Annotated in this window: 23 protein-coding genes and 1 pseudogene; 6 read left to right on the top strand and 18 right to left on the bottom strand. The window is 70.7% G+C overall.

Translation table 11 applies throughout. The features are described 5' to 3' along the window. The 6 genes and pseudogenes from BQ6202_RS01440 to guaB form a co-directional block, all read right to left on the bottom strand. Complete coding sequence (locus BQ6202_RS01440; RefSeq protein WP_072312734.1) at positions 1-822, bottom strand: SURF1 family cytochrome oxidase biogenesis protein; 822 nt, start codon at positions 820-822, stop codon at positions 1-3. 24 nt (positions 823-846) lie between these two features. Further along, positions 847-2,631 carry a glycerol-3-phosphate dehydrogenase/oxidase gene (locus tag BQ6202_RS01435; RefSeq protein ID WP_072312735.1) on the bottom strand — a complete coding sequence of 595 codons (1,785 nt, stop codon included), beginning with the start codon at positions 2,629-2,631 and terminating at the stop codon, positions 847-849. A 36-nt stretch (positions 2,632-2,667) separates the two neighbouring features. Then, a complete protein-coding gene (locus tag BQ6202_RS01430) occupies positions 2,668-3,792 on the bottom strand; it encodes a GuaB3 family IMP dehydrogenase-related protein (RefSeq protein WP_072312736.1) in 1,125 nt (374 codons plus the stop codon). Between the two features lie 476 nt (positions 3,793-4,268). Further along, positions 4,269-4,653, bottom strand: a pseudogene (locus tag BQ6202_RS15090) (PadR family transcriptional regulator); the annotation flags it as partial. Continuing rightward, positions 4,650-5,543 (bottom strand): DUF4097 family beta strand repeat-containing protein, encoded by an 894-nt coding sequence (locus BQ6202_RS01420; protein ID WP_083586785.1) that lies wholly within the window; start codon positions 5,541-5,543, stop codon positions 4,650-4,652. The pseudogene BQ6202_RS15090 and the gene BQ6202_RS01420, both read right to left, overlap by 4 nt. 285 nt (positions 5,544-5,828) lie before the next feature. Next, positions 5,829-7,337, bottom strand: coding sequence for an IMP dehydrogenase (guaB, locus tag BQ6202_RS01415; RefSeq protein ID WP_072312737.1), 1,509 nt, complete (start codon positions 7,335-7,337; stop codon positions 5,829-5,831). Positions 7,338-7,586: 249 nt separating this feature from the next. Between guaB and BQ6202_RS01410 the strand changes: the two genes are divergently transcribed. Genes BQ6202_RS01410 through BQ6202_RS01395 form a run of 4 tightly spaced genes read left to right on the top strand, consistent with a single transcriptional unit; the run spans position 7,587 to position 11,721 of the window. After that, entirely contained in the window at positions 7,587-8,915 is a 1,329-nt protein-coding gene (locus BQ6202_RS01410) for a branched-chain amino acid ABC transporter permease (RefSeq protein WP_072312738.1), read from the top strand. 1 nt (position 8,916) lies between these two features. Then, positions 8,917-9,933, top strand: coding sequence for a branched-chain amino acid ABC transporter permease (locus BQ6202_RS01405; protein ID WP_072312739.1), 1,017 nt, complete (start codon positions 8,917-8,919; stop codon positions 9,931-9,933). Further along, entirely contained in the window at positions 9,926-10,939 is a 1,014-nt protein-coding gene (locus tag BQ6202_RS01400; RefSeq protein ID WP_072312740.1) for an ABC transporter ATP-binding protein, read from the top strand. The genes BQ6202_RS01405 and BQ6202_RS01400 overlap by 8 nt, the downstream gene beginning before the upstream one ends. Beyond that, positions 10,936-11,721: an ABC transporter ATP-binding protein gene (locus tag BQ6202_RS01395; RefSeq protein WP_072312741.1), complete on the top strand. Its 786-nt coding sequence runs from the start codon at positions 10,936-10,938 to the stop codon at positions 11,719-11,721. The genes BQ6202_RS01400 and BQ6202_RS01395 overlap by 4 nt, the downstream gene beginning before the upstream one ends. A gap of 280 nt (positions 11,722-12,001) precedes the next feature. On the opposite strand, the gene BQ6202_RS01390 is transcribed toward BQ6202_RS01395, so the two are convergent. The 3 genes from BQ6202_RS01390 to groES all read right to left on the bottom strand — a co-directional run bounded on the left by BQ6202_RS01390 (position 12,002) and on the right by groES (position 14,727). Continuing rightward, on the bottom strand, positions 12,002-13,297 hold the full coding sequence (locus BQ6202_RS01390) for an ABC transporter substrate-binding protein (protein ID WP_072312742.1): 1,296 nt from the start codon (positions 13,295-13,297) through the stop codon (positions 12,002-12,004). 153 nt (positions 13,298-13,450) lie between these two features. Beyond that, positions 13,451-14,362: an EamA family transporter RarD gene (gene rarD / locus BQ6202_RS01385; RefSeq protein ID WP_159433605.1), complete on the bottom strand. Its 912-nt coding sequence runs from the start codon at positions 14,360-14,362 to the stop codon at positions 13,451-13,453. A gap of 68 nt (positions 14,363-14,430) precedes the next feature. Then, complete coding sequence (gene groES / locus BQ6202_RS01380) at positions 14,431-14,727, bottom strand: co-chaperone GroES (RefSeq protein ID WP_072312744.1); 297 nt, start codon at positions 14,725-14,727, stop codon at positions 14,431-14,433. Between the two features lie 165 nt (positions 14,728-14,892). Here groES and BQ6202_RS01375 point away from each other — a divergent pair, with 165 nt between their 5' ends. After that, positions 14,893-16,074, top strand: a complete 1,182-nt coding sequence (locus BQ6202_RS01375) for a class I SAM-dependent methyltransferase (protein ID WP_072312745.1) — start codon at positions 14,893-14,895, stop codon at positions 16,072-16,074. 148 nt (positions 16,075-16,222) lie between these two features. Beyond that, entirely contained in the window at positions 16,223-17,149 is a 927-nt protein-coding gene (locus tag BQ6202_RS14685) for a hypothetical protein (RefSeq protein WP_143143604.1), read from the top strand. Positions 17,150-17,908: 759 nt separating this feature from the next. Here BQ6202_RS14685 and BQ6202_RS01365 read toward each other — a convergent pair. The 9 genes from BQ6202_RS01365 to glmS all read right to left on the bottom strand — a co-directional run bounded on the left by BQ6202_RS01365 (position 17,909) and on the right by glmS (position 26,192). Further along, entirely contained in the window at positions 17,909-18,217 is a 309-nt protein-coding gene (locus tag BQ6202_RS01365; RefSeq protein ID WP_072312747.1) for a hypothetical protein, read from the bottom strand. 7 nt (positions 18,218-18,224) lie between these two features. After that, complete coding sequence (locus tag BQ6202_RS01360) at positions 18,225-19,292, bottom strand: hypothetical protein (RefSeq protein ID WP_072312748.1); 1,068 nt, start codon at positions 19,290-19,292, stop codon at positions 18,225-18,227. A gap of 81 nt (positions 19,293-19,373) precedes the next feature. Next, a complete protein-coding gene (locus BQ6202_RS01355) occupies positions 19,374-19,754 on the bottom strand; it encodes a DUF4190 domain-containing protein (protein WP_072312749.1) in 381 nt (126 codons plus the stop codon). A gap of 100 nt (positions 19,755-19,854) precedes the next feature. Next, positions 19,855-20,931: a tRNA (adenosine(37)-N6)-threonylcarbamoyltransferase complex transferase subunit TsaD gene (gene tsaD, locus BQ6202_RS01350; RefSeq protein WP_072312750.1), complete on the bottom strand. Its 1,077-nt coding sequence runs from the start codon at positions 20,929-20,931 to the stop codon at positions 19,855-19,857. After that, a complete protein-coding gene (rimI, locus tag BQ6202_RS15085) occupies positions 20,928-21,389 on the bottom strand; it encodes a ribosomal protein S18-alanine N-acetyltransferase (protein ID WP_327021576.1) in 462 nt (153 codons plus the stop codon). Before rimI ends, tsaD begins: the two co-directional genes overlap by 4 nt. Beyond that, positions 21,386-21,985, bottom strand: a complete 600-nt coding sequence (tsaB, locus tag BQ6202_RS15080; RefSeq protein ID WP_234946082.1) for a tRNA (adenosine(37)-N6)-threonylcarbamoyltransferase complex dimerization subunit type 1 TsaB — start codon at positions 21,983-21,985, stop codon at positions 21,386-21,388. Before tsaB ends, rimI begins: the two co-directional genes overlap by 4 nt. Next, positions 21,982-23,919, bottom strand: coding sequence for a tRNA (adenosine(37)-N6)-threonylcarbamoyltransferase complex ATPase subunit type 1 TsaE (gene tsaE, locus BQ6202_RS15075; RefSeq protein WP_072312751.1), 1,938 nt, complete (start codon positions 23,917-23,919; stop codon positions 21,982-21,984). Before tsaE ends, tsaB begins: the two co-directional genes overlap by 4 nt. Then, on the bottom strand, positions 23,919-24,284 hold the full coding sequence (locus tag BQ6202_RS01330; protein ID WP_072312752.1) for a holo-ACP synthase: 366 nt from the start codon (positions 24,282-24,284) through the stop codon (positions 23,919-23,921). Before BQ6202_RS01330 ends, tsaE begins: the two co-directional genes overlap by 1 nt. A gap of 60 nt (positions 24,285-24,344) precedes the next feature. Further along, positions 24,345-26,192 carry a glutamine--fructose-6-phosphate transaminase (isomerizing) gene (glmS, locus tag BQ6202_RS01325; RefSeq protein WP_072312753.1) on the bottom strand — a complete coding sequence of 616 codons (1,848 nt, stop codon included), beginning with the start codon at positions 26,190-26,192 and terminating at the stop codon, positions 24,345-24,347. Positions 26,193-26,215: the final 23 nt, after the last annotated feature.

The raw sequence follows: 26,215 nt of genomic DNA, 5'->3' as shown, positions 1-26,215 counted from the left end.
TCAGACCGCTGCCGCCTCGGCGTCCTCGATCGCCTCGACCTCGCGCTCGAGCGCGTCCTTCACCAAGCGATACCAGAGGTAGAACGCGAACACCATGAAGGCGACCCACTCGACGGCGTAGAAGACGTTGAGCCAGTTGAGCTGGGTGTCGGTCACCGGGCGCTCGTGCACGATCGGCTCGTCGCCCGGCACCGTCGCGCCACCCTCGGCGACGACGGTCGGGTCGAAGACGAGGTAGCCGCTGTAGACGAGCCCGTTCCAGTCCTGCCACTCGTTGATGAGGGCAGCCACCGACATCGCTTCGCGCTCGCGCTCGCGCACGTCGCCCTGCGTCGGCGCCTCCGTCGGCATGTAGCGCCCGCCGAGCTCGGCCTGACCCACGGTGGCCGCGTCGGCGCGCAGCGCCTCGACCGCTGCGTCGGCGCGCTCCTGGGTCGCGCTCCACGACAGCGCGACGGCGAGGGATGCGTCGCGCCCGTCCGGCTCCGCGACGAGCACGCGCCCGATGACCCACCAGCCGAGCCGGCCGTCCTGGTTGCGACCGGCGAGCGTGCGGTAGTCGGCCGCCACGTCGTCACCGGACACGGTCACCATGCGGCCTCCCGCATCCGACAGCATCGGCTCGCCCGGCGTCGCCACCGACCGGAGCGGCACGGCGGTCTCGGTGTCGCGCTCGTCTGCCTGCCCCTGCTCGACCGCGCGGTCGATCTGCCACTGGCCGAGCAGGGCGAAGACGGCGGCGACGAGCAGGCAGAGCGCGAGCACGCCGATCCAGCGCGGTCGTCTCGCGACCTGCTTGAAGGTTGGCGTGGGGGTGCTCATGGGCACCCCCAGCCTACCGTCGCCTCAGGCAGCCGGCTCGGGGCGCGTGCCGACCGTGTCTGCCGTCGGCAGCGCGTTCAGCGACACGATCTCGGGCGCCTCGAGTCGCGCGCGGTCCGCCGATTCGTCGTCGGGCAGCTCCTGGCTCTGCAGCTCGGCGGCGACGCGCTTGTTGTAGGTGTTGATCTCCTTCTCGACCCGCGCGTCGTCCCAGCCCAGCGCATCCGCCATGATGCGCGCGGCCACGGGGGCAGCCGCCACGCCGCGATCCCAAGCCTCGATCGAGATGCGCGTGCGGCGAGCCAGCACGTCGTCGAGGTGGAGCGCGCCCTCGTGGGTGCAGGCGTAGCGCACCTCGGCGCCGATGTAGTCGTCGGCGCCCGGCAGCGGCTCGGCGAGCGTCTCATCGTTGCGGATCATGTCGAGCAGCTCGTCGGTCAGCACGCCGTAGCGGTTCAGCAGGTGCTCGACGCGGTGCTTGTGCAGGCCGAAGGCGCGGGCGATCTTCGATCGCTTGTTCCACGCCGCGCGGTAGCCGGTCGCGCCGAGCAGCGGGATCTGCTCCGTGCACGACTGCGGCACCTTGCCGTCCATGGCGCTGACGGCCTCGTCGATGGCGTCCTTGGCCATGACGCGGTACGTCGTCCACTTGCCACCCGCGACGAGCACGAGGCCCGGCACGGTGTGCGAGACGTGGTGCTCGCGCGAGAGGTTCGCGGTCGACGAGCCGTCGCCCGCGGCCAGCAGGGGACGCAGGCCCGCGTAGACGCCTTCGACGTCGGCGCGCGTCAGCTTCGTGGCCAGCACGCTGTTGACGTGGTCGAGGATGTAGTCGATGTCTGCCGCGGTCGCCGCGGGGTGGGCCAGGTCGAGGTTCCAGTCGGTGTCGGTCGTGCCGAGGATCCAGTGGCGGCCCCACGGGATGACGAAGAGCACGCTCTTCTCCGTGCGCAGCAACAGGCCCATCTCCGAGTGGAACCGGTCGCGCGGCACCACGAGGTGCACGCCCTTGGACGCGCGCACCTTGAACTCGCCGCGCTCCCCGACCATCGCCTGCGTCTCGCCCGTCCAGACACCGGTCGCGTTCACGACCTGCTTCGCTCGGATCTCGAACTGCTCGCCGGTCTCGTAGTCGTGCGCCTGCACGCCGACCACGCGCTCGCCGACCTTGAGGAAGCCCTCGGCGCGCACGCGGCTCGCGACGTGCGCACCGTAGAACGAGGCCGTGCGCGCGAGCTCAGCGACGTAGCGCGCGTCGTCGACCTGCCCGTCGTAGTAGGTGAGCCCGCCGACGAGCGCGTTGGGGTCGAGCGAGGGGATCTGCTTCAGCATCTGCTTCTTGGACAGGTGCCGATGCATCGGCACTCCCGGCCGCATGAAGCCCGTGTAGCTGAAGGCGTCGTACATCGCCATGCCTGCGCCGATGTAGGCGCGCTCGACGACCGGCGTGGTGAGCGGGTAGAGGAACTTGACGGGCTTCACCAGATGCGGAGCGAGCCGCTGCAGCAGCAGGCCACGCTCGAGCAGCGCCTCGCGCACGAGGCCGAAGTTCAGCTGCTCGAGGTAGCGGATGCCGCCATGGATGAGCTTCGACGAGCGGCTCGAGGTGCCGGAGGCGAAGTCGCGCGCCTCGATGAGTCCGACGCGCAGGCCGCGCGTGACCGCGTCGAGCGCTGCGCCGGCACCGACGATGCCGCCGCCGATCACGAGCACGTCGACCTCGCGGTCGCGCATGCTGGCGATCGCTGCCGCGCGCTCCTCAGGGCCGAGCTTCCTCGACCGGCTCACGTTGTTGGTGGTCTCAGCCATGGATCCTCCTTCAATGCGCCGCCCGGCGTGGGCGGTCTAGCGCGGGGGGTTCGCCTCGACGACCACGTCGATCCGCTGGAACTCCTTGAGATCCTTGTAGCCGGTCGTCGACATGGCCTTGCGCAGCGCGCCCATGATGTTCGCCGTGCCGTCAGCGACGGGCGACGGACCGTTCAGCACCACATCGAGCGGGCCGACCTGGTCGACCTGCACGCGGTTGCCGCGCGGCAGCTTCTGGTTGTGCGCCTCGGGGCCCCAGTGCCAACCGCGGCCAGGCGCGTCCGTCGCTCGCGCGAGGGCGGTGCCGAGCATCACGCCGTCGGCGCCGCACGCGAGCGACTTCACGACCTGACCGGAGGTGCCGAGCGAACCGTCGGCGATGACGTGGACGTAGCGGCCGCCGGACTCGTCGAGGTAGTCGCGGCGCGCGGCGGCGACGTCGCTGACCGCGGTCGCCATCGGAGCTGCGACCCCGAGCACGCGCTCGCTGGTCGAGGCTGCTCCGCCGCCGAACCCTACGAGCACGCCCGCCGCACCGGTGCGCATGAGGTGGAGTGCCGCCGTGTAGGTCACGACGCCGCCGACGACGACCGGCACGTCGAGCTCGTAGATGAACTGCTTGAGGTTGAGGGGGGTGCCCGCCTCGGCCGAGACGTGCTCGGCGCTGACCGTCGCGCCGCGGATCACCATGAGGTCGACGCCAGCGGCGAGCACGGTCTCGTAGTGCTGCTGCACGGCTTGCGGGCTGAGGCTCCCGGAGACGACCACGCCCGCGTCGCGCACCTGCGCGAGGCGGTCGCGGATGAGCTCAGGCTTGATCGGCTCGGCGTAGATCTCGCGCATGCGGCCGGTCGCCTCGACAGCGGGGAGCGCCGCGATCTCGGCGAGCAGCGGCTCGGGGTCGTCGTAGCGCGTCCAGACGCCCTCGAGGTTGAGGACACCCAGGCCCCCGGCCTTGCCGAGCGCGATCGCGGTCGAGGGGCTCATGACCGAGTCGGTCGGTGCGCCCATCACGGGGATCTCGAACTTGAACGCATCGATCTGCCACTGCAGGGACACCAGGTCGCTGTCGCGCGTGCGGCGCGAGGGGACGATGCTGATGTCGTCGAAGCCATAGCCCGTGCGGGCGCGCTTGCTGCGGCCGATCTCGATCTCCGTCACGGTGTCAGCCTATCGCCGCCTCGCCCGGCCGCCGCTCAGACTGTCCACACGCGAGCGGCGTCGACAGGCTCGTCGACAGGCTCAGAACAGGCTCTTGATGCGCAGCAGGGCCGCCTCGAGCTCCTGCCGCACCGTCGCCGCCTTCGCCGGGGTCATGTGCTCGGCACGCTCCCGACGCACCGCCTCGCGCACCTGCTGCCGGAAGTCGCTGAGCGCCAGGTCGATGTCGTGCACCGCCATCCGCGCCGCCGCCTTCGGAGCCGGTGACGCACTCTGCGCAGATGACGCATCCGGTGCCGATGGCGCCCCAGGCGCCGCCGGCCACTCGGGTCCCGCCGCCCACTCCAGCTCCTCCGGTCGCGTCGCCGGCTCCGCCCACTCCGCCTGCTCCGCCTGCTCCGCCCACTCCGCAGCCGCAGTGGTCTCGGGCGCCGGGGGACGCGACGCGCTCGGCGTCGCGGGTCGCGCGCTCGATCGAGCATCGCGCTCCGCCGCCGCCAGGTCTGCGCGCAGGGCCTGCATGGCCGACTTCACGCCCGCCCGGACATCCGAGGCCAGGCGCCGCACCGAATCCGTGATCTCGGCCTCGAGCGAGTGCAGCTCGCCCTCGCGGGCGCGCAGCTCGGCGCGGCCCGCCTCGGTGATCGCGTACGTGGTCTTGCGCCCGTCGACCGCCTTGGTGAGGAGGCCCTCCTCCTCGAGCTTCGACAGCCGCGGGTAGATGGTGCCCGCGCTCGGCGAGTAGGTGCCGCCGAAGCGGTGCTCGAGCGCCTGCATGAGCTCGTAGCCGTGCCGCGGGGCCTCGGCGAGCAGGCTCAGCAGGTAGAGGCGCAGCGCGCCGTGACCGAAGACGGGTGTCACTCGCCCCTCCGCACGACCGTGATGTCGCCAGAGACCGTGCTGGCACTGAAGTCGAAGGCGTTCGCACCGTCGACGACCTCGCGCCCGCCGCGCTTGGGCATCGCGACGCCTGCGATGGCCCCGCGCCCGGAGACCGTGCGCGTGGTCGCGCGCACGCCCTGGCCGGCGTCGATGCGCACGGTGACGTCGCCCGAGACCGAGTTGGCCGAGATGCTGCGGGGCGAGCCGTGCACGTCGAGCAGCACGTCGCCGCTGACGGTGTCGATGCCGATCGCCTCCAGTGCCCCGGAGGCGGTGACGCTCGCCGAGACGCCGTGCACCGAGAGCCGGCCGGCGCCGCCCGAGACCTCGATGTCGCCCGAGACGGTGTTCAGGTCGAGGTCGCCCGTGTGCGACTCGACCTGGATCGCACCCGAGACGGTGCCCAGGCTCGCGCGATCGCGCAGCCCGGTGACGAGGGCGGATGCGCCCACCTGGCCCAGCGAGAGCGCCACCTGCCTGGGCACGACGATGCTCAGCTCGACCCGGGCGCGGACGCCCACCAGGGCCTTCACCGATTCCCACACGTCGTCCCAGCTGACCTTCGGGTGCGAGATCGAGAGGCGCCCCTGCTCGAGCGTCACCGTGAGGTCGCGCCCTTCGACGCGGTGCACCTCGACGCGCGCGGTCGGCTCGTCGTGGCCGATGATGTCGACGCTGCCGCCGACGATGCCGACGCGCAGCGCCCGCACCGCGTCGATGTCGATCACGCGGCTCTCGCCCTCGCCGATCGTCCAGCGCTCGGTGATGCTGTCGGCGCCCGATGCCGCCGCCCCAGAGGCGCTGCGCGGCTTCGCGCTCTCCGATGCGTCGACGCCCTCAGCCTCGCCGCTTCCCCACTGCTGCTCCATGGTCGCTCCTCGGATCGTCGCGGCGACCCGGCGCCACCGCTCGCGATATATCGCGTCTTGTGCGACACACGCTATATCGCGTCTGAGCGGAGTGCAAGAGGCCAGCGCGGTGACGACGAGACGTGGTGCGGGCGTGCGCAGAGCGGCGGCTCAGCGCGACAGTTGCTGGCGCTCGTGCTCGCGTTCACGCCCGGAAGATCTCCGGCTCAGCGGCCTTCCGCGTGGACTATCCCGTTGGGTGGGCGGAGGGAGAGAAGATCTCCGGGACGCTCCCGAGCAGCGCGCTCAGCGGCGGTAGTTCGGCGCCTCGACCACCATCTGGATGTCGTGCGGGTGCGACTCCTTGAGGCCCGCTGCGGTGATCTGCACGAAGCGGCCCTTCTGCTGCAGCTCCTCGATCGTGCGCGCGCCGGTGTAGAACATCGACTGGCGCAGGCCGCCGACGAGCTGGTAGGCGACCGTGCCGAGCGGGCCGCGATAGGGCACCTGGCCCTCGATGCCCTCGGCGATCAGCTGCTCGTCGCTCGGCACATCCGCCTGGAAGTAGCGGTCGCGCGAGTAGGAGGTCTTCTTGCCGCGGGTCTGCATCGCGCCGAGCGAGCCCATGCCGCGGTAGGTCTTGAACTGCTTGCCGTTGACGAGCACCAGGTCGCCGGGGCTCTCGTTCGTGCCGGCGAGCAGCGATCCGAGCATCACCGACGAGCCACCGGCGACGAGCGCCTTCGCGATGTCGCCCGAGTACTGCAGGCCGCCGTCGGCGATGATCGGGATGTCGGTGCCCGCGTCGTGCGCGGCGCGCGCGGCGTCGTAGATGGCCGTGACCTGCGGCACGCCCACGCCGGAGACGACGCGCGTGGTGCAGATCGAACCCGGCCCGACGCCGACCTTCACCGCGTCGACACCCGCCTCGATCAGCGCAGCCGCGCCCTCGTACGTCGCGACGTTGCCGCCGATGATGTCGATCTCCTCGAAGCGCGCGTCGCCCTTGAGCTTCGCGACCATGTCGAGCACGCCCTGGCTCTCGCCGTTGGCGGTGTCGACGACGATGACGTCGACACCGGCCTCCGCGAGCGCCTCCGCGCGCTCGAAGGCGTCGCCGAAGAAGCCGATCGCCGCGCCGACGCGCAGGCGACCGTGCGCATCCTTCGTCGCGTTCGGGTACTGCTCGACCTTGTCGAAGTCCTTCACGGTCATGAGGCCGCCGAGGCGCCCCTGCTCGTCGATGAGCGGCAGCTTCTCGAGCTTCGTCTGCTCGAAGAGCTTGAAGGCCTCCTCGCGCGAGATCCCGACGCGCGCCGTCTTCAGCGGCGACGGCGTCATCACGTCGCGCACGAGCGTCGTCGCGAACTCCTCGCGCGGCACGAACCGCATGTCGCGGTTGGTGACGATGCCGACGAGCACGCCCTCCTCGTCGACGACCGGCAGGCCGGAGACCTTGAACTCGCCGCAGATGCGGTCGACCTCTTCGATCGTCGCATCCGCGTGCGTCGTCACCGGGTCGGTGATCATGCCCGACTCCGAGCGCTTGACGCGATCGACGATCGAGGCCTGGTCGGCGATGGAGAGGTTGCGGTGCACGATGCCGATGCCGCCCTGCCTCGCCATCGCGATCGCCATGCGATCCTCGGTCACGGTGTCCATGGCGCTCGAGACGAGCGGGATGGACAGGCGGATGCGGCGCGAGAGCCGCGTGCCGGTGTCGGCCTCGCTCGGGATCACGTCCGTGCGGCCCGGCAGCAGCATGACGTCGTCGTAGGTGAGTCCAACAGGTCCGAACGGATTGCGCATTTCCATCGCCTCCATCGTATCTATTCGGTAACGGTCCCGCGCCAACCCGGTGAATTCGGCTCAGTTGTCGCCCGATCGGGCCTGAGCCGCCCGCCGTGGCCGCTACTGTGGCACCACCGATGTAACGGGCACGGTGCACGCGGCATTCCCAGGGCAGTGCTGCCCCCCTGACATGGAGGACATGTGAAGACGTCCAGCAGACCTCGACGGAGAGGGCTGCGGCGAGCGATCGCGGTCGCTCTCGCTGTCCTCGGCATGGTCGGCGGTGGAGCAGTCGCGGCCAACGCCGCAGACCTCGCGCTGACGGAGCAGCCGGCTCCCTTCAACTTCAACGGCATCGTCAAGGACGGCCAGGAGCCGATCGAGGGCGTCGAGATCACGGTCTCGGGCAACGGCGTCGACGAGACGGTCGCGACCGGCGAAGACGGACGCTGGATGGTCGGGGTCCCCGAGCAGGGCACCTACACGGTGTCGATCGACACCGCGACGCTGCCCGAGGGCGTCACGCTCCGCGATCCCTCGTTCGAGAGCCGAGAGCTCACGATCGCGACGTCGACCTCGCAGGGCGTGCTGTTCCCCTTCGGCTCCCCGGCTCCCGCCCCGAGCGAGGGTGCGGGCGGCGACACCGGCGGCGAGGGCACCACCCCGCCGCCCGGGTCCGAGCCCACCGGCGCAGGCGCAGGCGCCTCGAGCAACGACTTCGGGGCTCAGGTGCTCGCGCGACTGATCTCCGGCCTCAGCTTCGGCCTCCTGCTCGCGCTCGCGGCCATCGGCATCACGCTGATCTTCGGCACCACGGGCGTGAACAACTTCGCGCACGGCGAGCTGCTGACCTTCGGCGGCGTCATCTTCTACGCCACCACGACCCTGATGGCCTGGCCCGCCTGGATCGCGGTGATCGTCACCCTCGTCGCCTCCGCCGTCTTCGGCTGGTTCCACGACTGGGCGATCTTCAAGCCGCTGCGCCGGCGCCGAGTCGGCCTCGTGCAGGTGCTGATCGTGACGATCGGCCTGTCGATCGCGCTGCGCTACTTCTTCCAATTCCTCATCGGAGGCGGCACCGAGGGCCTGGCCGTCGACCGCGGCCCGGTCGTCCAGGTGGGACCGGTCGCGATGACGACGTCGAACATCGTGAGCACGGCGATCGCGGCCGTGGTCCTGCTCGCCGTCGGCTGGTTCCTCACCCGCACGCGCATCGGCAAGGCCACGCGCGCGGTGAGCGACAACGCGAGCCTCGCCTCGGCCTCCGGCATCGACGTCGACCGCGTGATCCGCATCGTCTGGGTGCTCGCGGGCCTGCTGACCGGCGGCGCCGGCATCCTTTACACCTACTTCATCGGCGGCAACATCAAGTGGGACATGGGCTTCACCATCCTGCTGCTGCTGTTCGCCAGCGTCACCCTCGGCGGGCTCGGCAGCGCATTCGGCGCGCTCGTCGGCGCCGTCTTCGTGGGCCTCGTGACCGAGTTCTCGACGCTCTTCATCGCACCTGACCTGCGCTACGCCGTCGCGCTGCTGCTGCTCATCCTCGTGCTGCTCTTCCGACCGCAAGGCATCCTCGGTCGCCGGGAAAGGATTGGTTGACATGGACTTCCTCGCGATCCTGAACAACGCCGCGGGCGAGATCCTCTCCCCCACCACGGCCGCCTTCGCATTGGCGACCATCGGGCTGAACATCCACTTCGGCTACTCCGGCCTGCTGAACTTCGGCCAGGCCGGGTTCATGGCCGTCGGCGCCTACGCCTTCGCGATCTTCACGATGATGGTCGACCCGACCGCCACGCTCGGCTGGCCCGTCTGGCTGTCGTTCGTCTCGGCGATCCTCGTCGCGATCGTCGCCGCGGTGATCTTCGGACTGATCCTCGGCATCCCGACCCTGCGGCTGCGCGGCGACTACCTCGCCATCGTGACGATCGCGGCGGCCGAGATCATCCGCTTCACCGTCCGCACGCAGGACCTGACGGAGATCACCGGCGGCTCGCAGGGCCTGACGGGCCAGAGCTACAAGGGCGACATCACCGCCCTCAACCCGCTCACCGGCACCACCTACGGCTTCGGCCCGTGGACGGCGACCGCCTACGACACCTGGGTGCGCATCATCGCCTGGTCGATCGTCGTCGTCGCGCTCATCCTCGTCTGGCTGCTCATGCGCAGCCCGTGGGGCCGCGTCATCAAGGGCATCCGCGAGGACGAGGATGCCGTGCGCTCGCTCGGCAAGAACGTCTACAGCTACAAGATGCAGGCGCTCGTGCTCGGCGGCACCATGGGTGCGCTCGCCGGCGTGCTCTACGTGCTGCCGCGAGCCGTGCAGCCCGACAACTTCGCGACCACGATGACGTTCTACATCTGGACCGCGCTGCTGCTGGGCGGTGCAGCGACCGTCTTCGGCCCGGTGCTGGGCTCCATCCTCTTCTGGGTGCTGCTCTCGTTCACCGGCGGCGTCATCAACGGCCTGCACTCGATGGGCGTCTTCGGCGACATCTCCGGCTCGCAGGCCGGCCAGCTGCGCTTCGTGATCGTCGGACTCGCCCTCATGGCGCTCGTGATCTTCAGACCACAGGGCATCCTCGGCAACAAGAAGGAGCTGTCGTTCAATGTCTGAGACGGCCACCCCGCAGGCGACACCGCCCGCCACCCATCCCCTCGTCGACGGCCAGGTCGGCCCCGGATGCGCGAAGGTCGATCCGATCGTCGTCGCAGACGGCGTGATCCGGCAGTTCGGCGGCCTGACCGCCGTCGACGTCGCGCACGTCGAGATCCCGCGCGGCAGGATCACCGCGCTCATCGGACCGAACGGCGCCGGGAAGACCACGTTCTTCAACCTGCTCACCGGCTTCGACCGGCCCAACAAGGGCACCTGGTCGTTCGAGGGACAGTCGCTCGCGCACGTGCCCAGCCACAAGGTGGCGCGCCGCGGCATGGTGCGAACCTTCCAGCTGACGAAGTCGCTCGGTCGCCTGACGGTGCTGCAGAACATGCTGCTCGGCGCGCGCGACCAGCGCGGCGAGGGCATCTTCGCGGCACTCATCAAGCCGCTGTGGAAGGCGCAGGAGCAGGCGAACATCGAGAAGGCCGACGCGCTGCTCGCGCGCTTCAAGCTGGATGCGAAGCGCGAGGACTACGCCGCGTCGCTCTCCGGCGGCCAGCGCAAGCTGCTCGAGATGGCGCGGGCGCTCATGAGCGACCCGACGCTCGTGATGCTCGATGAGCCGATGGCCGGTGTCAACCCGGCCCTCACGCAGTCGCTGCTCGACCACGTGCGAGGCCTGAAGGACGACGGGATGACCGTGCTGTTCGTCGAGCACGACATGCACATGGTCCGTCACATCTCCGACTGGGTGATCGTGATGGCGGAGGGCAAGGTCGTCGCAGAGGGCCCGCCCGAGACGATCATGCAGAACCAGGCGGTCGTCGACGCCTACCTCGGTGCGCACCACGACACCGACCTGGGCACGCTGACCAACCAGCAGGTGGCGCAGATCCACGAGGACGCGGAGGAAGAGGTGCCGATCGACCCCGATGCATCCGCCCCCGCCGAGGCACGGGCCGACGCTCAGGACGACGCTGCTCCCACCGCGCGCTCGACCGACCGAGAGGATGAGCGATGACCCCCACCCCAGTGCTCGAGACGAAGGACCTTGTCGCGGGCTACCTGCCTGGCGTGAACATCCTGAACGGCTGCTCGATCGTCGCCAACCAGGGCGACCTGATCGGCATCATCGGCCCGAACGGCGCGGGCAAGTCGACGCTGCTGAAGGCGGTCTTCGGCCAGGTCGGCATCCGCGAGGGCAGCGTGCTGCTGCACGGCGAGGAGATCACGGGGCTGAAGGCCGACCGGCTGGTCGGCAAGGGCGTCGGCATGGTGCCGCAGAACAACAACGTCTTCCCATCCCTCACCATCGAGGAGAACCTCGAGATGGGGCTCTTCCAGCAGCCCAAGCTGTTCCGGGAGCGCTTCGAGTTCGTCGGCGGCCTCTTCCCCGAGCTCGTGAAGCGGCGCAAGCAGCGCGCGGGCAGCCTCTCGGGCGGTGAGCGCCAGATGGTCGCGATGGGCCGCGCCCTCATGATGGACCCCGCGGTGCTGCTGCTCGACGAGCCGAGCGCCGGCCTCAGCCCGGTGCGGCAGGACGAGACCTTCCTGCGCGTCGCCGAGATCAACAGCCACGGCGTGACCATCGTGATGGTCGAGCAGAACGCGCGCCGCTGCCTGCAGATCTCGCACCGGGCGTACGTCCTCGATCAGGGCACGGATGCGTACACGGGCACGGGCCGCGAGATGCTCAACGACCCGAAGGTGATCCAGCTCTACCTCGGCACCCTCGCGACCGACGTCGAGGAGAAGGCTCGCACCGAGTCGCAGCCGACGGTGCAGCCGCCAGCGGGCGTCTAGCCGGGCACAGCAGCGCGGGCCTCTCCTCGGAGGGGCCCGCGCTGCTTGGTCTCGTGACGGCAGCGCGCTGCGCGCGCGGCCTCCTCGACCAGCGGAAGGATGACAGCGCGCTGCGCGCGCGGCCTCCTCGACCAGCGGAAGGACGGCAGCGCGCTGCGCGCGCGGCCTCCTCGACCAGCGGAAGGACGGCAGCGCGCTGCGCGCGCGGCCTCCTCGACCAGCGGGCACACGCGAAGAGGGCCCCGCCGCAGCGGGGCCCTCCTCGGTGTGATGCGTCAGGTCACTCGACGAGCGAGCCGAACTCCGTCGTCACGAGCGAGTAGGTGTTGTCGGCGCCGTACTGGTAGATGCCGATGTACGCCTCCGACGGGTCGCCGTTCTCATCGAAGGTGATGGGGCCGGAGTAGCCGTCGTAGTCGATGTCCTCGCCAGCCTCGATCAGCTCGAGGCAGTCGGCGATCGTCGTGCACTTCTCACCCTCGGCAGAGACCGACTGCAGGTTGTCGCGGATGGTGATCGCGTCGGCGCTGCCGCCCTGCACAGCGGCGAGCGCTGCCAGCACGACGGCGTCGTACGACTCGGGAGCGTACGAGAAGTCGTCGAGGTCGGGGTTGATCGCGAGCAGGCGCTCACGGAAGTCATCCTCGGCCGTGTTGCCCGGCAGGGTGCCGTACGCGCCCTCGAGCGCGCCGGGGGCGAGCGTCGTGTAGCTGTTCGACAGGTTGCCGTCAACGAAGTACATCCCCGTGCCGGGGAAGCCGTTCGTGATGAGCTCCGGCAGGATCTGCGCCGTCTCGGCGAAGGCGAGGATCGCGATCGCGTCGGGGTTGCCAGAGACGAGGTCGGCCACCTGGCCCGAGAAGTTCGAGTCGCCCGGGTTGTAGAGCACGCTGCCCGTGACCTCGCCGCCGTTCTCCACGAAGGTGTCGGTCACGTAGCCCTCGAGGCCCGTGCCGTACGGGTCGTTGAGCGTGATGAAGCCGACCGAGGTCGCACCGTTGGCGAGGATCTGGTTCGCGAGCACGCGGCCCTGGAGCGCGTCGTTCGGAGCGGTGCGCCAGTAGAACCCGTCGTCCTCGTACTCGATGAAGTCGGAGGCCGTGTTCGCGGGCGAGATCTGCACGACCTGCGCGTCGATCAGGCGGTCGATGAACGTGAGCGAGACGCCCGACGATGCCGCGCCGATGATGGCGTCGGCGCCGAGACCGATCAGCTCGTCCGCCGACTGCGTGGCGATGTCGGTCGTGGTGTCACCGGAGTCACGGTGCTCGAGCGTGATCTCGAACTCGAGACCTGCCTCCTCGAGCTCCTGCACCGCGAGGTCGACACCGGCGAACTCGGGCGGGCCGAGGTACTCGAGGTTGCCCGTCTGCGGCAGGATCGTGCCGATGACCAGGCTCGTGTCGGTCTCGCCGCCGCCTTCAGCGGGAGCGCTCTCGGAGGCGCCGGTCGACTCGGACGGCGCCGGGGTGCCGCCACCGCTGCAGGCGGCGAGCAGCAGCACACCCGCGGTCGCTGCGCCGAGCGCCGCGAGCCTGCGGGGGCTGCGCCCCTTGGTGCGAATGAAGGACTGCATTGTGCTCCTCAGTTGCATGGATGCACGCTGGCGCGTGCGTTGTTGCAACAGTAGGCGAGGAAGGCCCACTTTTCTGCCGTTCCGCGTCACGACCTTGTAACGGTCTTGCGTCAAACGCCCCCCGCCATACCCGGGGCATGACGGCGGATGCGCTCAGGCAGCAGGCGGGATCGGCCGGTGCCGACGGAGCTGGCGGCCGAGGAGGTCGGACGAGACCAGCAGCACCGACGCCCACACGCACGCGAAGCCGATCCACCGCTCGAGCGGCATCGGCTCGTGCATGACGAAGGCACCGAACAGGAACGTCATGCTCGGTGCGAGGTACTGCGTGAAGGCGACCCAGGTGAGCGGGATGCGACGGGTCGCGGCCGCGAAGGCCAGCAGCGGCACCGCGGTGACGACGCCGAAGCCGGCGGCGCCCAGGATGCCCGTGAGCCCGTTCGCACCCAGCGTCACCCCGTGGGCTGCGAAGGCGAAGGCCATCATCGCCAGGGAGGCGGGCAGCACCGCGACGGTCTCGATCGTGAAGCCCGACAGCGCATCCACCGAACCCCCGACGCGCTTCTTGATGAGGCCGTAGGTGCCGAACGAGAACGCCACGAGCAGGCCGACCCACGGCACCTCGCCGTAGCCGACGATCATGACGCCGACCCCGACTGCGCCGAGGCCCACCGCGATCCACTGCAGCACCCGCAGGCGCTCCCCGAGGAAGATGACGGCGAGCACGACGCTCACGAGCGGGTTCAGGAAGTAGCCAAGGCTCGTCTCGAGCACGCGGTCGGAGAGCACCCCGATGACGAAGGCCGTCCAGTTGACGAGCACCGCGTGGCCGGCGGCCACGAGCGTCCAGGTGTCGCGGCGGCTGCGGAGCACCTGGCGCATGCGTGCCCAGCCGCGCGTCATGGCGACGAGCGCGAAGGCGACCACGACCGACGAGATGACGCGCCAGCCGATGAGCTCGAACCCCTCGATGCCGCGGGTGAGCTGCAGGTAGATGGGGAGGAGGCCCCAGACGAAGTAGGCGAACAGCGCATAGCCGAGACCGGCGCGAGCGAGCTGCCCCATCATCCCTCCCTGGAAGATGCGAAGGCGGCTCCCCTGTGCAGGGGAGCCGCCAGTGCGTCAGTGGTGCGTCAGCGCTCCACGATGGCGAGCACGTCGCGCGCCGAGAGCACCAGGTACTCGTCGGCGCCGTACTTGATCTCGGTGCCGCCGTACTTCGAGTAGAGCACCCGGTCGCCGACCGACACGTCCATCGGGACGCGGTTGCCGTTGTCGTCGATGCGGCCGGGGCCGACGGCGACGACTTCGCCCTCCTGGGGCTTCTCCTTGGCGGTGTCAGGGATGACGAGACCGCTTGCAGTGGTCGTCTCAGCCTCGACCTGCTGGATGACGATGCGGTCCTCGAGCGGCTTGATGGAAACCGACACGGTTGCCTCTTTCTGTCAGACTTTGGGGTCCGTCCGGACGGGCCGGACAACACCCCAAGCCTAGGCGCTCGATTGGCACTCGGTCAACATGAGTGCCAGCCGTTCGCCTCCGGCGGACCTCCGGCGGCCATCGGCGTCCGGTTCGCGCGGTGCTTGACTGGAGCCATGGATGCCGATGCCCTGCGACTGCTGCTGTCGACCGAGGGGCTCGCGCTGCTCGAGCGCGTCGAGGCGGGCGATGGCGATGGCATCGAGGGGCGCGACGACGTCGTGCGCGCCGTCTCGCGCCTGCGGGCGGAGGGTCACGACGCCCAGCTCGTGGCCGCCGTGCTCACGCAGCTGCGACTGCGCCGCCGCGCCCGCGCGAAGTTCGGCGAGTTCGCGAGCGGCATGCTCTTCACCGAGGCGGGCCTCGAGCAGGCGACGCGGCTGCGCGTCGCCGCGCACCATGCGGGGCGGATGCGCGAGGCCGGCATCGCGTCGGTCGCCGACCTGGGCTGCGGCATCGGCGCCGACGCGCTCGCGTTCGCGACGCTCGGGCTCGAGGTCACGGCGGTCGAGCGCGACGAGGTGACCGCGGCGGTCGCGTCGTACAACCTGGCGCCGTGGAACGCATCCGTGGTGCACGGGGATGCCCTCGAGACCGCAGTCGACGTCGAGGCCCTGTGGTTCGACCCCGCCCGCCGCGACGAGCGGAAGCGGCTGAGCGACCCCGGCGACTGGTCGCCCGCGCTCGACGCGGTGTTCGCGCGCGCGACGGAGCAGCCGGCCGGCATCAAGCTGGCGCCCGGCATCGATCGGGCGCTGCTGCCTGCGGATGCGGAGCACCAGTGGGTCATGGACGGGCTCGAGACCGTCGAGGCCGTGGTGTGGACGGGGCGGCTCGCGCGCGCGGGCGTGGCCCGCAGCGCGCTGGTGCTGAGCGACGCCGGCGCGGCGGAGCTGACGGGCGACCCCTCGCACCCCGAACCGGGCGAGCTGGGCGCGTTCCTGTACGAGCCGGCGGGGGCGGTGATCAGGGCAGAGCTGATCGGTGCGCTCGCAGAGCGGCTGGGCGCGACGGGCGTGAGCGAGGGCATCGCCTATCTGAGCGGGCCGGCGCACGTCACGACGCCGCTCGCGCAGGCCTTCCGCGTGCGCGAGACGCTGCCGCTCGACGAGCGCGGCATCGCGCGGCGGCTGCGCGAGCTCGGCATCGGCGAGCTCGAGATCAAGAAGCGGGGGGCCGACATCGACCCGGCCGCGTTCCGGAAGCGGTTGAAGCTCGCGGGCTCCGAGCGGGCGACGCTCTTCGCCACCCGCATCAGCGGGCGGCACCGGGCCGTGCTCGCCGACCGGGTGCCGTAACACGGACGCTTGTTGCCCGATTGTCACGCCTATTGCATCACAGCACAGGCTCTGCTTGCCTTTGATCCCCTAGCAACGTAGCAACGGAGTTGACGTCATGAGAGCAACACCTCTTCTGGTCCTGCCACTGTCCGCGAGCTTAGCCTTATTGCCGACACCCATCTTTCCTGAGGCGGACTCAGTCCTCTCGTCGATCGAGGCCGTCCACGCGGTCGCTCCTTCACTTTGGGACGTTGTGCCGTTCGACGAACGATTGGATGGCGCCGCGGGCGAAAGCCAGAGTTCCTCTGTCACTGCAGGCTCCGACGTCAGCGTCACGTCGGATCACGAATCAGTAACTATCGGCTTGGACTACGGTGCCGCTCCAACCGAGATAGTGGTTGCCACGCCGATTGCAGCCGCGAGTGACGCGGAATTTGACCTGAACTCCGGTGCCTCGGTCAGCCAGAGTGACGAGCTCGCAATCGATCAGGTGACTGAAGCGACGGAATCTAGCGTGCGCATGACTTCGGTGCTCGACAATTCGAGCGCTCTCGATCGCCTGCAGTACACATTTGAAGGCGCGGTGCTGTTCGAGGCCGAAGACGGCTCAGTCGAAGTCGGTCTTGCGGGAGATGAAGTGGGCGCACTCATCATCGGGCAAGTCGAGCAGCCGTGGGCAATCGACGCCAACGGAACTCCCCTCGATACACATTACTCTGTCGACGGAGACAACCTTACCCAACACGTGGAGCTGCAGGCTGACACTGCGTTCCCGGTAGTCGCCGATCCGCATTTCGTGTGGACAAACAACACGAACAACTTTGAGATCAAATGGACACGATCGGAGACTGTGGCACTAGCCAACGGGGGCTACGGGCCCGCTATCGACTTCGCGGCCTCATGCGGCGCCTTCAAGTTCCTGCCCCCGGCTGTGAGGGGCGCATTGTTTGCCACCTGCCTAGACGCGTACGCGAGATTCGTGACTGCCGCCAAAATTCAGAAGGCTAGCGGTATCGGGTGCATCAAGATCAACGGAGACACGTCACCTGTTTGGGTGTTAGGGCCACTTCCGTACACCTGCGTCAAGTCGTGAACTTACCCGCCTGACCCGTGCCCGCCTGACCCCTTCCTGCTGCCTGTCGGAGGGGAACTGTCTCGCCTTGAGGTCGCCTCCGTCAGGTCTTCAGCGGTGACGCGGCTTGGACATGGCCGGCCTAGTGGATTTGGTGGTTCCGCCTCGCTCAGCTCAGAGGCTTGTACGACACAGCGATGCTCGGCCGTCGTAAGTGACGACTACTGCGGTTTCGATGGGGCTTACTGAGGCGCGAGAGGGCGAGCGTCGCCACCATGTGACCAGCAAGAACAGCATGGGTAGTGTTGTCAGTCGACCATGGTGCAGGCGCATCAACGAGGTGCCATCGTGAGGTTCTGACTACGCTCCGTTAGTCAAAGACCTCGCGTAACCCGCCACGGTAGATGTCCTGGCAGCATCAGGAGGTCGCTGGCACTCGCACCCGACAGCGCCGACCGGGCCTATCGCCAGCGATCGAGGGTTTCTTGCGCATGCTGGAACACCTCAGGCTTTGCAGAGTGGCCGCGAGATGCGAAGCAGCGCGACACTGCTGCCAAACACCCTAGGTTCAAGGCCTTGCTCTCACAGCAGTGAGTTCGGTTCAAGCGGCGCACTGTCGAGACGGGCCCGACAGCCTCTCGCCCGCACGAGTGCGCTCCGAGCTCCGAGCGCAACGTCCATCGCAACGTACAACGGCGTCCGGTACTCGATCTTGGCGATCAACGGCGTGCGGCTGAAGTTTGCGTGGGCCTCGCGGTGATCGCTGCAGCTCGGGCGCGCTCAGGCTGCGAGCAGCTGCGGCAGCCAGATGTTCGCGGCGATGATCAGGTGCACGACGGCGATGACCGTCGCGACGGCGCCGATGATGGTCGCGATCAGCGGCCATGGCCGCGCCTGGCGGTCGCGGCGGAGCGCCACGGCACCGCAGGCGATGCCCGCGATCGCCGCTGGAAGGCCGAGCCCGCTCGCGAAGGCGAAGAGGAGCCCCAGCGCCGAGAAGAGCACCGAGGCCCAGGTGACGGTGCTCCATGCCTTGTGCGCGACGGCACCCGACCCGGTGGGATCGGGCGCCGTCGCGCCATCCGTCATCACCGGATCACAGTCCCGCGTACTGGATCCAGGCGATGACGCTCGAGACGTTGAAGATGAACAGCGCCAGCGAGGCGACCGCCGCGATCGCACCCACGATGCCCAGGATCAGCGGCCAGGGCTTCGCCTCGGGGTTCTTCTTCATCGCGACGAAGCCGAGGATCGAGCCCGCGGCCGCCGGCAGGAAGCCGAGCCCGAAGACGAACGTGAGCAGGACGCCGAGGCCGGTCAGCACCATCGACCAGATCGTGATGCTCTTGAGCTTCTTCTCGCCCGGCTGGCCGTACGGCGCCTGCGCGTAGCCCGTCTGCTGGCCGTAGCCGCCCGCGTTCGCGTCGCCGTACTGCTGCTGCGCCTGCTGGCCGTAGGCGGGCGGCTGCCCGTAGGCCTGCTGGCCGTACGCCTGCTGGCCGTAGCCGGCGTCAGCCGGAGCGCTCGCCTGGCCGTAGGCCTGCTGGCCATAGCCGGCATCAGCCGGAGCGCTCGCCTGGCCATGGGACTGCTGACCATAGCCGGCATCAGCCGGGGCGCTCGCCTGCGGCTGGCCGTACGCCTGCTGCTGGCCATAGGGCTGCTGCTGACCGTAGGGCTGCTGCTGTGCGTAGGGATCCTGGCCCTGGCTCGCCTGCTGACCGTATCCAGCCTGCTGACCGTAGGAGGGAGCGCTCTGGCTCTGCGCGCTCTGTCCATATCCGGTCTGCTGCCCATAGGGCTGCTCGGCGCCGGCCTGCTGACCATATGACGGGGCGTCAGCCTGCTGGCCGTATGACGGCGCGCTGCCCTGCTGCCCATACGACGGCGCATCAGCCTGCTGGCCGTACGAGGGCGTATCCTGCTGCTGCCCGAACGCGGGCGCCTGCTGGTCGCTGAAGCTCGCGGCGGGAGCCTCGTGCGCCTGACCGAACGACGGCGCCTGCTCGGCCTGCTGACCGAAGTCGGCGGTCGGCGCCTGACCGAAGTCTGCGGCGGGCTGCTGGGCATCCCCGTGCTGGGCATCGCCGCTCTGGGCGCCGTCCTGCTCGGGCTGATCGGGCCGACGGAAGCGGTCGTCGGCAGGCGGGAACTGGTCGCTCACGGGATCCTCCTTGCGAAGCGCGGATGCGCGCACCCACCGTACCGCCCGGCAGGCGGCGGAAGGCTGAGATCTGAGGGAGCGTCAGAAGCCAGGCAGGCTCTGCACGAACGACGCGAAGGCGCTCACCCCGAGCACGATCATCGCGAGCAGCGCGACCAAGGTCACCCCGCCGAGCACGATCCCCCAGATCGCGAGCAGCTTGCCGTCGTCGCCCGTGCGCTTGATCTGCGCGAGCGCGATGCAGCCCAGCACGATCGCCGCGATCGACCCGAGCCCGAGCAGCACCGTGGTGCCGGCGGCGGCGGCGCCGATCGCGAGCAGCGCCATCAGGTTGGTCTTCGGTCCCGGATGCGTCGGCGCGCTCCAGGCAGGCGGCTGCGCGAAGGCGGGCCGGGGCGGGAAGGCGGGCTGGCCCTGCTGCGGAGCGCTCCACCCCTGCTGGGGGTATGCGGTCGCGTTCATGCCGTGCCTCCCTGGCGTCGCTGGTGTCGCTGGCGAACTGGGCGCGGCCGGTGGCTCGCGATCCCACTCCGATCCTGCCAGGCCGACCTGGGCATCCGACTCAGCCCGTGACCTGCACGACGCTCGCCTCGAGGGTCGACTCGGCGGCGAAGCCGGGCAGGCTCGGGGCGTCGCCGCGAGCGACGAGCATCGCACCGACAGCGGCGATCATCGCGCCGTTGTCGGTGCACAGCTGGAGCGGCGGGATGCGCAGCGTCACGCCCGCCGCGGCGCAGCGCTCGGCAGCGACCTCGCGCAGGCGCCGGTTCGCCACCACTCCGCCACCCAGCAGCAGGCGCGGGATGCCGTGCTCGGCGCAGGCGTCGAGCGCCTTCGCCACGAGCACGTCGACGACCGCTTCCCGGAAGCTCGCGGCGACATCGGCGATCGGCAGCTGGATGCCCGCCGCCTCCGCTCGTTCGACGTGGCGGGCGACCGAGGTCTTGAGCCCCGAGAAGGAGAAGTTGAAGCGGTGCTTGGCGCGATCCTTCGGCGCCGTCAGCCCGCGCGGGAAGGCGATCGCCGCGGGATCGCCGCCGACTGCCGCCGCGTCGATCGAGGGCCCGCCCGGGTAGCTGAGCCCGAGCAGCCGCGCCGTCTTGTCGAACGCCTCGCCAGCCGCGTCGTCGATCGTCTCCCCCAGCAGCTCGACATCGCCGGCGAGGTCGCGCACCAGCAGCAGCGAGGTGTGGCCGCCGGAGACGAGCAGCGCGATCGTCGGCAGCGCCAGCGGCTCGCCCGAGAGCACGTCGGCCGCGACGTGGCCGACCAGGTGGTTGACGCCGTAGAGCGGCAGCTCGCGAGCGGTCGCGAGGCCCTTGGCCGCGCCGATGCCGACCATGAGCGCGCCAGCGAGCCCGGGCCCTGCCGTGACGGCGATCGCGTCGATGTCGTCGAGGGTGAGGGATGCGTCGTCGAGCGCCGCGCGGATCGTCGGCTCCATCGCCTCCAGGTGCGCGCGGGCGGCGATCTCTGGCACCACGCCCCCGAACCGGGCGTGCAGCTCCATCGACGACGCGATGCGGTTGGCGAGCATCTCGGTGCCGCGCACGATGCCGACACCGGTCTCGTCGCAGCTCGTCTCGATGCCGAGCACCACCGGCGCCTCGCTCCCCCGACCCGCGCTCGCCCAGCTCATCGCTCCGCCTCCCGCTTCATGACCACCGCATCCACGTCCTCCGGCTGGTAGTAGCGCGCCCGCACGCCGATCTCTGCGAAGCCGACCGAGGCGTACAGCGCACGAGCCGTCGGGTTGTCGGCGCGCACCTCGAGGAACAGCTCGCGCACTCCGCGGCGCTCGGCCTCGGCCAGCAGCTCGGCCAGCAGCGCGCGCCCGATGCCGCGCCCGCGCGCCTCGGCCGCCACCGCGATCGTCTGGATGTCGCCCTCCACGCCGACGGCGCGCAGCCCCGCGTAGCCGAGCGCCCGTCCTTCGGCGTCCTCGGCGAGCACGTAGCGGCCCCACTCGCTCGCGATCTCGGCGCGCATCGTCTCGCGCTCCCAGGCGCTCGGGCCGAAGGCGGCGTGCTCCAGCCCCATGATGGCGTCGAGGTCGGATGCGCCGGCAGTCCTGATCGCGGGGGTCCCGTCGGTCACGTCTGGCTCACCCGCTTCTGGCGGGCCGACGGCACCGCGTCGGCCTCGCGCAGGTAGAGCGCCTGGACGACCTCGGCCGCTCCGCGGGATGCGGCGAGGGCGAGCAGCGCGGCGTCCACCGCGTCCGCGTCGATGCGCTCGAGGTCGGCGTGCGCACCGCTCGCGCCGGCCTGCGCGGGCGGCGGCACCGCGTCGGCGGCGGCGAGGAAGGGGCCATCGACGACGAGCCCGTCGAGCACGATGCTCCACGCGCGCTCGCGACGCCGCACATCCGTCGTCACCTGGGCGCTGCCCCTCGTGACGCCGGCGTGGCTCGCGATGCCCCGGCACGGCACGCCGAGACCGAGCGCGGCGGCCCGCGCGGCAGCGATGCCCACGCGCAGCCCCGTGAAGGCGCCGGGCCCCATGCCTGCGACGACCAGTCCGATCGACGCGCGTCGACCCTCGAGCGCGCGGGCGAGCATGCCACCGAGGTGCTCGGCGTGCCGACGGGTGTCGGCGGCATGCTCGCGGAAGACGATCGCCTCGCCGTCGACCACGGCCACCGAGGTGCCGAGCGAGGTGTCGATCGCGAGGATCAAGGGCCGATCGGTCATGCCGTTCCCTCCTCTGCCTGCGCAGCAGGTGCCGATGCCGTCGCGCTCGCGAGCGCACGCACGCGCGCCGCCGGCCACCCTGGCCCGTGCCCGCTGATGCGCACGGCGCGCGGCGACTCGAGCGCATCCGGGTCGTCGTCCGCGTCGCCTCCCGCAGGGGTACCCCGATCGATCTCGACCCGCAGCCATGACTCGAGCGCGTGCTCGAGCGGCGCGCCCCACTCGGCGACGGTGATCGCGCCGTCGAGGTCGAGGTCGAGGTCGTCGAGCTCGGCCTCGTCGTCGGCATCGGCGAGCAGCCGGTAGGCGTCGACGTGCTGCAGGTCGGGCCCGGCCGCCGTGCGGTGGGTGCGCGCGAGCACGAAGGTCGGGCTCTGCACGGTGCCGCGCGCACCGAGCGCCGCGCCGATGCCGCGCGTGAGCGTGGTCTTGCCTGCGCCGAGCGACCCGATGAGCAGCACGGCGTCGCCCGCGCGCAGGCCTCGGCCGAGCCTCGCGCCGAGCGCCTCCATCGCATCCGCGTCAGGCACCGAGCCGGCCAGCTCGACCGCCACGCGCGCACCGAGCATGCCGGTGAGCTCGGGGGCGGACGCGTGCGCGAGCTCCACGGGATCGCCGACGGCGGCGTCGTGGTCGCCGAGGTCGAGCACGAGCTGATCCATCGCCACGCGACCGCAGATCGGCAGCGCCTCGCCGCGCAGCATCACCGAGCGCCCGGTCGTAGCGCGGGCGACCCCGTCGGCGTAGCCGAGCGCCACGAGCGCGAGGCTCGTCGGTCGATCGGTGACGTACTCCCCGCCGTACGAGACGGCCAAACCCGCCTCCACGCGCTTGACGCCCACGACCTCTCCGCGCAGCCGCTGCGGCGTCCCGTCGAGCCCCAGCTCGAGCACGCGGCGTGGCGCGCTCGCATCGGGGGTCGGCACCGCGAGCTGCTCCGCCACCCGCTCGTCGGCGTCGAATCGCCGCACCGCGCCCATCCGCGTGACCGTCTCGTAGCCGATGGTGCCCGCGGCCAGCGCCCACGCGTCGGCGCTCGGCTCCCCCTCGGCCGGGTCGCCCCACAGCACCCCGTCGCCCGACCGTGGTGGCTCGATGCGCAGCCGGCCCGCCTCGATCGCGACGACGCGCGCCGCCTCGCCCGCGACGAGCACCGGTGCGCCCGGCGCGGGCAGCAGTCCGTCGTCGAGCCCGATCGCGGCGATGCCGCTGGTGAAGCGCGCCGCGACGCGCATGGCCGGCACCAGCCCGAGCGCCGCAGCTGCCGATCCGTCGCCAGCGCCCGGGCCGTCGGGATCGATGCCGTAGGCCGCCATGCCGAGCCGCACCATGTCGAAGCGGGCCTCCGGCAGCGCCAGGGCGCCCTGCGAGTTCGCCAGGTGGCGCGTCAGGGCCCCGATGGGTGCGGCCTCCACGAGCGCCGCCGCGAAGTCGGCCAGCTGCGCCAGGTCGGCCTCTCGCGAGGTGCCCGCGAGGTGCGACATGATGCCCCGGATGCGCGCACCGGCGCGCGCGAGCTCGATCGCGCGCGCGAGCACCGCGGCGCGATCGCCGCGTGCCACGCCGTTGCGGCCGAGCCCGGTGTCCAGCTTCAGGTGGACCGGGGCGCCCGCGCCCGCGGCGGCCTCGAGCTGCGCGAGCGACGAGACCGCGACCTCGATGTCGTGCGCGGCGGCGAGCGAGAAGTCGGTGCGCGCACCGTGCAGCCAGGCGAGCACGGGCGCGTCGATGCCGGCGCGCCGCAGCGAGAGCGCCTCCGCGAGGTCGACGACGCCGAGCATCGCAGCACCGCCATCCAGCATCGCCTCGGCCGCGCGCACCATGCCGTGTCCGTATCCGTCTGCCTTCACGACGCCGCAGACGGGCACGCCGAAGCGCGCGGCGAGCGTGCGGACGTTCGCGGCGATCGCCGCGCTGTCGATGTCGATGCGCATCAGGACTCCGCGATGACGGTCGCGGTCGCGACGCCGGCGTCGTGGCTCATCGAGACGTGCAGCCGCGTCGCGCCGATGGCTGCCGCGCGCTCAGCGGCCGCTCCGCGCAGCTCGAGCGAGGGCTTGCCGTCGGCGGCCTGCAGGACGACGTAGTCGACCCAGCGCGCACCCGCGGCGGTGCCGATCGCCTTCTGCGCCGCCTCCTTGGCGGCGAAGCGAGCGCCGAGCGACGCGAGCGAGCGCGGTTGACCGTCGGCGAGCAGCTCCTCGCGCGCGAAGAGTCGCTCGCGCAGGCGCGGCGTGCGCGTGATGGCGCGCTCGAAGCGCGCGAGGTCGACGACGTCGACACCGAGCCCGACGATCACGCCCGGCTCGTCTCGCCCGGCCCGGCCACGCTCGCCTCGGCCACGATCAGACCGACGGGCTCACTCGACCGTGACGGACTTCGCCAGGTTGCGCGGCTGGTCGACGTCGAGCCCCTTCGCGGTCGCGAGCTCGAGCGCGAAGATGTGCAGCGGCACGACCTGCAGCACGGGCTCGAGCATCGGCAGCGTGAGGGGCACCCGCAGCACCTGGTCGGCGTACGGCATGACCGCCGCGTCGCCCGCCTCGGCCACCGCGATGACGCGGGCGCCGCGAGCGCGGATCTCCTGGATGTTGCTGATGATCTTCGAGTGCAGCAGCGGCTCGTTGCGCGGGCTCGGCACCACGACGAAGACGACCTGGCCGGGCTCGATGAGCGCGATCGGGCCGTGCTTCAGCTCGCCACCGGCGAAGCCCTCCGCGTGGATGTAGCTGATCTCCTTCAGCTTGAGCGCGCCCTCGAGCGCGACGGGGTAGCCCACGTGGCGACCGAGGAACAGCACCGAACGGGTGTCGCTCATCCAGTGCGCGAGCTCGTGCACCGCCGCCTGCTCCGAGAGCACCTGCTCGAGCTCCTCGGGCAGCTCCTTGAGCTCGCGCACGACCTCGGCGATCGCCTCGTCGGTCATCGTGCCGCGCACCTTGGCCAGGTGCAGGCCGAACAGCAGCTGGCCGATGACCTGGGCGAGGAAGGCCTTCGTCGAGGCGACCGCGACCTCGGGGCCGGCGTGCGTGTAGAGGACCGCCTCCGACTCGCGCGGGATGGTCGCGCCCTGCGTGTTGCAGATCGAGAGCGTGCGGGCGCCCTGCGCCTTCGCGTGCTGCACGGCCATCTTCGTGTCCATCGTCTCGCCGGACTGCGAGATCGAGATGACGAGGGTGCTGGCGTCGAGCACGGGGTCGCGGTAGCGGAACTCGTGGGCCAGGTCGACCTCGACCGGCACGCGCGACCAGGTCTCGATCGCGTACTTGCCGACGAGGCCCGAGTAGTTCGCGGTGCCGCACGCGACGATCACGATGCGGGAGATGCCCCGCAGCGCCTCGTCGTCGAGCACGCCGAGCTCACCCAGGTCGACGCCGGTGTCGGTCAGGCGGCCGCGGAGCGTGTTCGCCACGGCCTCCGGGCCCTCGGAGACCTCCTTCGCCATGAACGACGACCAGCCGCCCTTGTCTGCGGCCGAGGCGTCCCAGTCGACCTCGAAGCGCTTGGGCTCGACGGGCTCGCCGTCGAAGTCGGTGACGGATGCGCTGTCGGCGGTGATCGTGACGATCTTGTCGTTGTCGAGGGCGGCGGCGCTGGGGGTGAACTTGACGAACGCGCTCACGTCGCTGCCCAGGAAGTGCTCGCCCTCGCCGTAGCCGACGAGCAGCGGCGAGTTGTGGCAGGCGCCGACGACGACGCCCGGCTGCTCTGCGTGCACGGCGAGCAGCGTGAACTGGCCCTCGAGGCGCTGCACGACGCGGCGCATGGCTTCGGTGAGGTCACCGGTCTCGCGGAACGCGCGGCCAACGAGCTTGGCGGCAGCCTCGCTGTCGGTCTCGCTCAGGAAGGTCTCGCCGTCGGCCTCGAGCTCGGCGCGCAGCGCCGCGAAGTTCTCGATGATGCCGTTGTGGATGAGCGAGAGCCTGCCGTCGTCGCCCAGGTGCGGATGCGCGTTCTCGTCGGTCGGGCCGCCGTGCGTCGCCCAGCGGGTGTGGCCGATGCCGGCGCCCTCGTCGGGCAGCGGCGCATCCTCCAGGCTGCCCCGCAGCACGGCGAGCTTGCCGCCCTTCTTGCGCAGCGCGACGCTGTCGCCGTCGAGCACCGAGATGCCCGCGCTGTCATAGCCGCGGTACTCGAGCCTGCTGAGGCCTTCGAGCAGCACCCCTACGGTGCCGCGCTGACCCGTGTACCCGACGATTCCACACATGCCGATGATCCTACCGGCGGTAG

Origin of the sequence: Agrococcus sp. Marseille-P2731, assembly GCF_900117395.1 — a bacterium.
Classification (GTDB): Bacteria; Actinomycetota; Actinomycetes; order Actinomycetales; family Microbacteriaceae; genus Agrococcus.
Note: the sequence above shows the minus strand (reverse complement) of the source record. Positions and strands in the feature narration are given on the sequence as shown.

What these genes read in the sequence shown, in the direction of transcription:
- BQ6202_RS01440 (WP_072312734.1), bottom strand. Translation starts at nt 822, where the DNA reads ATGAGCACCCCCACGCCAACCTTCAAGCAGGTCGCGAGACGACCGCGC.
- BQ6202_RS01435 (WP_072312735.1), bottom strand. Translation starts at nt 2,631, where the DNA reads ATGGCTGAGACCACCAACAACGTGAGCCGGTCGAGGAAGCTCGGCCCT.
- BQ6202_RS01420 (WP_083586785.1), bottom strand. Translation starts at nt 5,543, where the DNA reads ATGGAGCAGCAGTGGGGAAGCGGCGAGGCTGAGGGCGTCGACGCATCG.
- guaB (WP_072312737.1), bottom strand. Translation starts at nt 7,337, where the DNA reads ATGGAAATGCGCAATCCGTTCGGACCTGTTGGACTCACCTACGACGAC.
- BQ6202_RS01410 (WP_072312738.1), top strand. Translation starts at nt 7,587, where the DNA reads ATGGTCGGCGGTGGAGCAGTCGCGGCCAACGCCGCAGACCTCGCGCTG.
- BQ6202_RS01405 (WP_072312739.1), top strand. Translation starts at nt 8,917, where the DNA reads ATGGACTTCCTCGCGATCCTGAACAACGCCGCGGGCGAGATCCTCTCC.
- BQ6202_RS01400 (WP_072312740.1), top strand. Translation starts at nt 9,926, where the DNA reads ATGTCTGAGACGGCCACCCCGCAGGCGACACCGCCCGCCACCCATCCC.
- BQ6202_RS01395 (WP_072312741.1), top strand. Translation starts at nt 10,936, where the DNA reads ATGACCCCCACCCCAGTGCTCGAGACGAAGGACCTTGTCGCGGGCTAC.
- BQ6202_RS01390 (WP_072312742.1), bottom strand. Translation starts at nt 13,297, where the DNA reads ATGCAGTCCTTCATTCGCACCAAGGGGCGCAGCCCCCGCAGGCTCGCG.
- rarD (WP_159433605.1), bottom strand. Translation starts at nt 14,362, where the DNA reads ATGGGGCAGCTCGCTCGCGCCGGTCTCGGCTATGCGCTGTTCGCCTAC.
- BQ6202_RS01375 (WP_072312745.1), top strand. Translation starts at nt 14,893, where the DNA reads ATGGATGCCGATGCCCTGCGACTGCTGCTGTCGACCGAGGGGCTCGCG.
- BQ6202_RS01365 (WP_072312747.1), bottom strand. Translation starts at nt 18,217, where the DNA reads ATGACGGATGGCGCGACGGCGCCCGATCCCACCGGGTCGGGTGCCGTC.
- BQ6202_RS01355 (WP_072312749.1), bottom strand. Translation starts at nt 19,754, where the DNA reads ATGAACGCGACCGCATACCCCCAGCAGGGGTGGAGCGCTCCGCAGCAG.
- tsaD (WP_072312750.1), bottom strand. Translation starts at nt 20,931, where the DNA reads ATGAGCTGGGCGAGCGCGGGTCGGGGGAGCGAGGCGCCGGTGGTGCTC.
- tsaB (WP_234946082.1), bottom strand. Translation starts at nt 21,985, where the DNA reads ATGACCGATCGGCCCTTGATCCTCGCGATCGACACCTCGCTCGGCACC.
- tsaE (WP_072312751.1), bottom strand. Translation starts at nt 23,919, where the DNA reads ATGCGCATCGACATCGACAGCGCGGCGATCGCCGCGAACGTCCGCACG.
- glmS (WP_072312753.1), bottom strand. Translation starts at nt 26,192, where the DNA reads ATGTGTGGAATCGTCGGGTACACGGGTCAGCGCGGCACCGTAGGGGTG.